The sequence below is a fragment of the Bartonella sp. AP57NXGY genome (genome assembly GCF_042195805.1).
Lineage (GTDB): Bacteria > Pseudomonadota > Alphaproteobacteria > Rhizobiales > Rhizobiaceae > Bartonella.
On record NZ_JBHIOZ010000071.1, the window covers coordinates 1 to 6,979 of the forward strand.

Below are 6,979 nucleotides of genomic sequence, written 5' to 3' on the forward strand. Positions count from 1 at the left end.
TGGTTGAAGGCGCACGCCTGGAACGCGTGTATATGGGAAACCATATCGAGGGTTCGAATCCCTCTCTCTCCGCCATTAACCTAAAACGAACTTTCATATGCCTTATATGGCATAGCCTCAAAAGCCCAGCATTTGCGGGCTTTTTCGCTATTTGCAATTGACTTCCTCTCTATAAAAACACCCCGTTTTTCTCTAATTTTTCTCCTATATATGCCCCTTTCCTGAAAAACACCGTACTTGGAAAAACGAAGTACGGAGCTTTTAGTCATGGGAAATCAAGGGTTTGGCAATTGACCAGTTCGCAGCAGTCTATGCCTAGCATTTTCAACCAGTGAGCTGACGCAGGACATTATCATCTGCGCGAATGATGAAGCGGGCTTTATAGCACTCCTCTTTACGCGACCATCGAAGTGGGTTTTCAGAAAGGCCGAAGGTCTGTTTGAGTTTGTTTGCTAATTCCTGCTTCTGCTTTTTTAGCTTATCATTTGCATCGCTATCCTGCCACGAGAGGCTTCCCCCGGTTTTTGCAAGAACCAATAGGAGTGTCCACTGGTTCGTTCTTTTTCCAGATCTCTGATCTTTCATCTTCAGATGCTCAGGTTCCAGACGTTTCTGAGTTTGTCCGCATGTCACTGACAACATCTCTGTTGCGGTAAATTCGAACACAAACTGCTCCCATGTTGCGCCTGCTGGTGTCGGGAATTGGTACTCAGATCCCGGTTTAGCTGATTTCGGCAACACCGTTTCCAACCAATTGGAGATGATGGTTTGAGCGCTGTCTCTCGCCGTGACCTTGCCTGCAGCATCAACGACGAGCACATCATTTATGCCGATGAGCTTGGATTTATGCCTGATGCTTGCGTCAGAGCTGGCAGTGCTGATAAGACTGCTGGTGGAGGCAATTAACAGAAACGTCTGATCAGCCATGCAAAGCTGATTGACAATTTTATCCAACTGCGAGGATGTCTGGCCCAAAAAGCAATAGACAGGAAAGCTATGCTCGGCTTGTGGATTGAGCACACCAAATTTCCAAAGAGCCGTTTGGCCCGTGATCTTTTCATTTTCCTCAGTAAAACCAATGGCCTCAGCAATTTTGGTCGCCAGCTTTTTATGATCTATGCGATACAGCGCCAGTTCTGATTTTTTGAGCGTGCGTCGGTCGCACTGCTTGGTATCTGATGTGCAGATGCCAACAATATCGCTAGACCCATGTTGCACGACATTCATGTAGCACCCAGCTCGGCCATTACAGGGAATGGCAGATGCCTGCTCATTGGTGATGGCAAGCAATTCTTCTGGAAAGTCTAGCCATTCAGCTTTTACACCCTTGCCACCAGAAAGCTCTGTGAGTTTATGCCATGGCGGCGATTGATACGGCGTCATGACTCTCCTGATGTGCTACGGGTTGTTTGCTGTCTTCTTCCTCTTTCTGCTCATTTACAAAGCCACGTTTCCGCAGCCATGTTTCAATCAGGTGAGAATCTTCCTTGCGATCAAAGTTGGCCATATTCGGTGTTCGCACCTTGACCATGCGTGGACGTTTGGCATTTTCAAATTTCACCGAAAAACTGGCTGAGACTAGTCTGCCAAAGTTCGGGAATTCACGATCTCTTGAGGCTAAGGACGCAAACACATCATTTGAGCGTAGCGTCTGCTTGTCATTATACGGTCCAAGAAACTGGTGCTGGATTTCTACCAGCTTTATATCTTCCAGCCCATCAATATCGGCACAAGCCAAAGCATCAACGCCGTTATCGATCAGTGGCTGCAATGTATATTTTTCTGCGCCGGGGAAATATTCAGCCTGACCGAAGAGATGTTGGCTGAACAAATCTAAATACATGGTGCGCTCTTTCTTGGCACCGGACTTATTAAAGACGGCTAGTTCATTATTGGCACGATCATAGACAATCACGTCATGAAACTCTGGGCGGTAAAAAATGGTCTTGGATTGTCCAGATTCAATCTTGCCCTCACGCTTAAACGGCATGCCATGACGGATCAGGAAGTATGTCTTGTCTTCGTCCTCTGCGCTGACAGGCAAAATTCGACAGTCAGTGCCGCGTTTATTTTTCAAAAACCAAGCGTCCATATCAGCTTCCAGCGTTCGCATGGTTTCTGATTTTGGAAGAGTAAACGTATCAGGGGACTTTTGATCAGACTGGAAATACATGAATGATTTTGGCTTGAGGATCATCGCCTCTGCGTGAGGACGCTTTAAAAGCTCGGGATCGTGCAGCCATAATGCTAAGGCCAAATCAGCTGCTGTTGAATCTTCATGCGTGTCAATATTATTGGCTTCAGCCTGTTCACTCAACTCTTCAAAATGTTCATCATCGGACATTTCTTGAATGAAAAACAAGGATTCAACGAATTCAATGTCCATATCCTCTGATGGATTCATCAGAACTTGGCAGAGCGTTTCAAAATCCAGCTCATTATCTTCATTCAGTTCAAAGCTGAACCCGCGTCCGGTCAGGTAGCTTTCATACCGTTTAAGAAAAGTAATCAGATTATCTTGTTCGATGTGTTTCAAAACGTCAGGTTGGGCAAAACGTCGTAAATTATAGGTGCTCATGTAGTTATCTTCCTTGGGGTTCGTCTAGGAGGGCCTCGGTGTCAACACCCGAGCAGACGTGTAAGACCTTCCCAATTATTTTAAGTTCATCCTGTTGTCCTATGATGATGGGTTTTCGTTTCTGATTTTCAGGGCGCAGCTCAATATGCTCCCCTTCAATACTCAGCCGCTTTACAGTGGCCTCTTCGCCAACCATGGCCACCACAATATCGCTGTTTTCAGCAATAGATTGCTGGCGCACAACAACGTAATCTCCTTCGAAAATATCAGCATCGATCATGCTGTCGCCGTGCACTTTGAGCGCAAAGCACTTCCCGCGTAGAACATTATTCGGCACCATGACCTGACCAATCTTGTTTTCAAGAGCAAGAATCGGTTGGCCAGCCGCAATCATCCCCAAAACAGGAACAGCCGTCAAGTTGGTCTTATCCGGTGTTTGTGCATGGAGGATTTCGATGGACCGCGCTTTTCGCGCCTGTCTGCGAATATAGCCTTTATCTTCCAGTCGCTTGAGCCCTTCAAACACACTGGGTGCTTTCACCCCCAATTCCACAGCAAGCTCTTGTACCGTGGGCGACATCTCCATGGCACGTTTCAGGCGCTCAATGGCCTGTAATAAACTCTGTTGTGCTTGTGTTAATCTATCCATCTTACACTCAGTTATGGTTAAGCCCTTGCTCGCCTCTTGTGAGCAAAATGCGTTTCCAGAAGACTTCTCTTTCCAGTATTTTTTCATCGGGGGGGGGGTGCTAAGCCGCTGCTCAAGCAACGCAAAACGGAAATGAGAACGGCAGTAATCAATTCCCGCTTTGTTTATCATATCATGAATGCCTTTGTTTCCCCCATGACCCGTTTCAATGTAACACTTCCATTGTGACCATATGCCTTGATCACCATAAGCAGAGCCGATGTAGCGTTTTCCCGTATGCGTATCGGTAATCGGGTAAATACCCTTAACGCATTCTAGTGCTGTTTTCCAATCTGGCCTGTCATTCTTGATCAAGACTTCGAGCTCTTCAAATGATAAGTCTATTTTATCGTATCCGCAGAATGCTCTACCGGAATATGGCTCACGCAAAATCTCTTGCACTTCAAACTTATGGTAATGTGGCTCCATATTGGTCCTAGTCGTGCGGTTGCGATAAGATGATCGGATTTTCAGACGCCCAATAAACTCTTTGCCCAAATCAGTAAGCTCAACCTCATAGCGGTCTGCATGTTTCTCCAATACTCTGAACACACCACCGAACAGCCAGATGTCGGTTTCGTAGTGAAATTGCATGAGTGAGAAAATAAGCGGCCTGTTAAAATCATTGCGGCCCGGCCAGTATTCCTGCCAGCCTTGCCATTCGTCTTTGCTTCTTCCCCATACTTCTAGCGGCTGCGAGTGCTGGTTGTATCTCGCAAAGTGAATTTTATAGTCGGCCAAATTTTCAATCGGCCATATATCTTTGAGCAAAATTGACATTTTCAAACTTCAACTATATCTTAATTAACAACCTAATATAAATTAGGCTTATGATTTTCACAAGCCTAATTTGATTCAATGCACAGCATTGACTGAACCGACAGTTTTCAAGTCATTTCAGTAAGTAACTCCTTGAACGACGCAATAATTCTCAAGGAGGTTCGCCATGTCTTCACTTTCTCCAAACCTAATAAATGAACGAGATTGCCGCAATGAGGTAGTGCATTTGCTGACACTTGGCATCCTGCGTCGCAAGATACGCCTGAACCGTCAGTTCGAGCCAACACATCCCTCTAATTCATTGGACTTCAGGTTTTTTCCAAGCATTCATGTCCATGACGAAGAACCAAAAAACCAAGGAGTTCCTGATGAGTCATGAAAACAAAGAGCTCACCGAACGGGAGCGATTACAAATCAAGCTGGGCCAACTTCCTGCCGGACTTGTGTCCGATGCAGATCGGCAAAAGGAAGTCGCCCATATTGTCGGCTTGGGCTGGCAACGCCTCCGCTTGAAGCAAAAGAAAAAAGCAGAATCGTAGGAAGTGAAGAATGGATAAAACACTTCTGGCGCGTGTGGCGGCGCTCCCAAATATGCCGTTATCCGACTTAAAGGCTTTATGGCGGGATGTGTATCAGGACGAACCACCCGGTGGCCATAAAAGCCACATTGTCCGCAGACTGGCTTATCGCCTGCAGGAGCTTGCTTACGGCGTTGATCCACAGATTGAGAACCGGATCGAACAGCAGGCCAATGATTTATTCGGCTCTGGCAAAAAAGCCAAGCCGAAACGCAAGACACAATATCAGCGGCCCATCCCCGGTATCAAACTGGTGCGGGAATATAAGGGCATCAGGTCACCATTTTAGAGGAAGGTTATGAATATGCAGGCTGCCTATACAAAAGCCTGTCCAAGGTTGCACTGGCCATTACAGGCAGCAGCTGGTCTGGACCTGCCTTCTTCGGATTAAACAACAAAGCACAAAGAGACAAACATTGAGCACAACCACACCGAAAAAACGCTGCGCGATTTATACGCGCAAATCCACCGAGGAAGGCTTAGACATGGGGTTCAACAGCCTTGATGCTCAGCGAGAAGCTTGTGAATCCTACATCGCCTCACAAAAGCATGAAGGCTCTGGTTCCAGCTTCCCGATAATTACGATGATGGCGGCTTTACAGGCGGCAATATGGATCGCCCAGCTTTAAAACGCCTTATGGACGACATCAAAAGCAGCCTGATTGATACAGTTGTCGTGTACAAGGTTGACCGCTTGTCACGCTCCTTGGCTAATTTTGCCAAACTGATTGATCTGTTTGACGAGCACAAAGTGTCCTTCGTTTCCGTTACTCAGCAATTCAACACCACCACATCAATGGGCTGATTGACGCTGAACATCCTGTTCAGCTTTGCCCAATTTGAACGTGAAGTGATCGGCGAACGTATCCGCGATAAATTGGCAGCCTCCAAACGCAAAGGCATGTGGATGGGGGTGTCACACCTATGGGCTATGTGGTCAAAAACCGTGAGCTTGTGATTGAGCCCGATGAGGCTGAGGGTATCCGCAAAATATTCGATCTATTTTTGATGACCAGAGTCGCCCACGGAAATGGCAAAGATGTTGCCGCGCATGGGGGTATTAAGCAAAAAGCGCACAACCAAAAACGGACGTGTTATCGGTGGTAAAGCACTTGTTGAAGGATATTATAAACAAAAACACAATAAAGTCAATAGGTTGTGTGAAATTATTTTATATGAATCCACTTAAGAATCCACACTTTTATGCATGATTCATTTGACCATTTTTTATATAAGATTGCCATGTATGAATAGACCCAAAAAAGCTAATCATAAAGAAGTTTAAGAAGAAAAAACAACTTCAAAATGTCCTTCAAGCGTTTTAACTTCTTTCGGATTAACAATAATCTTTATATCGTTTCCCAATTTTGCCAAACACTCAAGCATTTTCATTTCACTAATTCCTCGAAATTCTCCACTTAAGAGTTTAGACAGTTTTGGTTGAGTCATTTTCAAAAGTTGACTAGCCTGTTTTTGTGTTAAGTTCTTTTCTTTCAGAATTTGACTAATCTTATGAGCAAGTTGCGCTTTGATAAGCATCTCTCTGGAATCTGAAAAGCCAAGATCCGCATAAACATTGGAACTACCGTGAAAAACATTGATCATTTTAATTCCCTTCTAATTGTTCTACTAACTTGAGACGTTCTTTAATCAGATTAATGTCTGGTTTTGGTGTTGCAATGCCACGGGTCGATTTTTTCTGAAAACAATGCAACACATAAAGAGATTTTTTATATTGTATCGTATAAACAGCGCGATAAGTTCCTTGAATATCGCGTTCAATAATTTCTAGAACATTGGCAGATCCAAACCCCTTGAGAACCTTAACATTTTCTCCTCTATCTCCTATCTGAGCAAGATAAAGAGCATAACCAATCCTTTGTTGAATAAGATCAGGAAGACTTTTTATATCTTTGAGTGAAGAACCAAGCCATATGATACGTTTTATTTTACTCATGATTATTAATATACCCATATGGGTATATTTTCAAGTGGTTATTCTAATTTTGTGATTTTTTAATAACTATTATTAATAAAATTGACTTGATAAAAATGGTAACAAAAAACCATAATTGTTTATTTATCTTATGAAAAGCTGCTTTGTAAAAACCAACGCTTCCAAATGTAAAAAGAACGTTTTTTGCAGATATTTATTGAATATGCATTTGCTTTTGATTGGATTGTTAAAGCTACCGAGCATTTTGATTTGTTTGATACGTTTGATAGCCATAACAAGCGTTTATAGGCTCTGTAATTCAAATGAGTGAGTAAAAATCAAACGCATCATTTACATTCCTTTTGATAAGTTTTCATATCTCTCATAGAGCGCTTGCAATATGATACGTTTTGTATATA

At 43.8% G+C, this 6,979-nt stretch carries 9 protein-coding genes and 1 pseudogene; 5 read left to right on the forward strand and 5 right to left on the reverse strand.

What is annotated here, in order from left to right:
• Window positions 1-324: 324 nt before the first annotated feature.
• From ACFIL8_RS06845 to lexA, 3 genes are read right to left on the reverse strand one after another with little or no spacing between them, the layout of a single operon-like run.
• Window positions 325-1,383, reverse strand: coding sequence for a hypothetical protein (locus ACFIL8_RS06845; protein WP_375612844.1), 1,059 nt, complete (start codon window positions 1,381-1,383; stop codon window positions 325-327).
• Complete coding sequence (locus ACFIL8_RS06850) at window positions 1,352-2,578, reverse strand: hypothetical protein (protein ID WP_375612845.1); 1,227 nt, start codon at window positions 2,576-2,578, stop codon at window positions 1,352-1,354. Before ACFIL8_RS06850 ends, ACFIL8_RS06845 begins: the two co-directional genes overlap by 32 nt.
• Window positions 2,579-2,582: 4 nt before the next feature.
• The gene (lexA, locus tag ACFIL8_RS06855; protein ID WP_375612846.1) at window positions 2,583-4,046 is read right to left on the reverse strand and encodes a transcriptional repressor LexA; all 1,464 of its coding nucleotides are present in this window, start codon (window positions 4,044-4,046) and stop codon (window positions 2,583-2,585) included.
• Window positions 4,047-4,414: 368 nt separating this feature from the next.
• On the opposite strand from lexA, the gene ACFIL8_RS06860 reads away from it, so the two are divergent.
• The 5 genes and pseudogenes from ACFIL8_RS06860 to ACFIL8_RS06880 all read left to right on the forward strand — a co-directional run bounded on the left by ACFIL8_RS06860 (window position 4,415) and on the right by ACFIL8_RS06880 (window position 5,731).
• Window positions 4,415-4,585 (forward strand): hypothetical protein, encoded by a 171-nt coding sequence (locus tag ACFIL8_RS06860; protein WP_375629536.1) that lies wholly within the window; start codon window positions 4,415-4,417, stop codon window positions 4,583-4,585.
• A 52-nt stretch (window positions 4,586-4,637) separates the two neighbouring features.
• Window positions 4,638-5,044: pseudogene (locus ACFIL8_RS06865) on the forward strand (DUF2924 domain-containing protein).
• Window positions 5,041-5,253, forward strand: coding sequence for a hypothetical protein (locus ACFIL8_RS06870; RefSeq protein ID WP_375629539.1), 213 nt, complete (start codon window positions 5,041-5,043; stop codon window positions 5,251-5,253). Before ACFIL8_RS06865 ends, ACFIL8_RS06870 begins: the two are co-directional and overlap by 4 nt.
• Window positions 5,235-5,429 (forward strand): recombinase family protein, encoded by a 195-nt coding sequence (locus ACFIL8_RS06875; protein WP_375612849.1) that lies wholly within the window; start codon window positions 5,235-5,237, stop codon window positions 5,427-5,429. The genes ACFIL8_RS06870 and ACFIL8_RS06875 overlap by 19 nt, the downstream gene beginning before the upstream one ends.
• A 98-nt stretch (window positions 5,430-5,527) precedes the next feature.
• Window positions 5,528-5,731 carry a hypothetical protein gene (locus ACFIL8_RS06880; protein WP_375689228.1) on the forward strand — a complete coding sequence of 68 codons (204 nt, stop codon included), beginning with the start codon at window positions 5,528-5,530 and terminating at the stop codon, window positions 5,729-5,731.
• Between the two features lie 174 nt (window positions 5,732-5,905).
• Here the strand turns inward: ACFIL8_RS06880 and ACFIL8_RS06885 are convergent, their stop codons facing one another.
• Window positions 5,906-6,229: a helix-turn-helix domain-containing protein gene (locus tag ACFIL8_RS06885; RefSeq protein ID WP_015856199.1), complete on the reverse strand. Its 324-nt coding sequence runs from the start codon at window positions 6,227-6,229 to the stop codon at window positions 5,906-5,908.
• 1 nt (window position 6,230) lies between these two features.
• Window positions 6,231-6,581 (reverse strand): type II toxin-antitoxin system RelE/ParE family toxin, encoded by a 351-nt coding sequence (locus tag ACFIL8_RS06890; protein WP_273783835.1) that lies wholly within the window; start codon window positions 6,579-6,581, stop codon window positions 6,231-6,233.
• Window positions 6,582-6,979 lie beyond the last annotated feature (398 nt).

What these genes read in the sequence shown, in the direction of transcription:
- ACFIL8_RS06875 (WP_375612849.1), top strand. Translation starts at nt 5,235, where the DNA reads ATGGATCGCCCAGCTTTAAAACGCCTTATGGACGACATCAAAAGCAGC.
- ACFIL8_RS06860 (WP_375629536.1), top strand. Translation starts at nt 4,415, where the DNA reads ATGAGTCATGAAAACAAAGAGCTCACCGAACGGGAGCGATTACAAATC.
- lexA (WP_375612846.1), bottom strand. Translation starts at nt 4,046, where the DNA reads ATGTCAATTTTGCTCAAAGATATATGGCCGATTGAAAATTTGGCCGAC.
- ACFIL8_RS06890 (WP_273783835.1), bottom strand. Translation starts at nt 6,581, where the DNA reads ATGAGTAAAATAAAACGTATCATATGGCTTGGTTCTTCACTCAAAGAT.
- ACFIL8_RS06845 (WP_375612844.1), bottom strand. Translation starts at nt 1,383, where the DNA reads ATGACGCCGTATCAATCGCCGCCATGGCATAAACTCACAGAGCTTTCT.
- ACFIL8_RS06850 (WP_375612845.1), bottom strand. Translation starts at nt 2,578, where the DNA reads ATGAGCACCTATAATTTACGACGTTTTGCCCAACCTGACGTTTTGAAA.
- ACFIL8_RS06885 (WP_015856199.1), bottom strand. Translation starts at nt 6,229, where the DNA reads ATGATCAATGTTTTTCACGGTAGTTCCAATGTTTATGCGGATCTTGGC.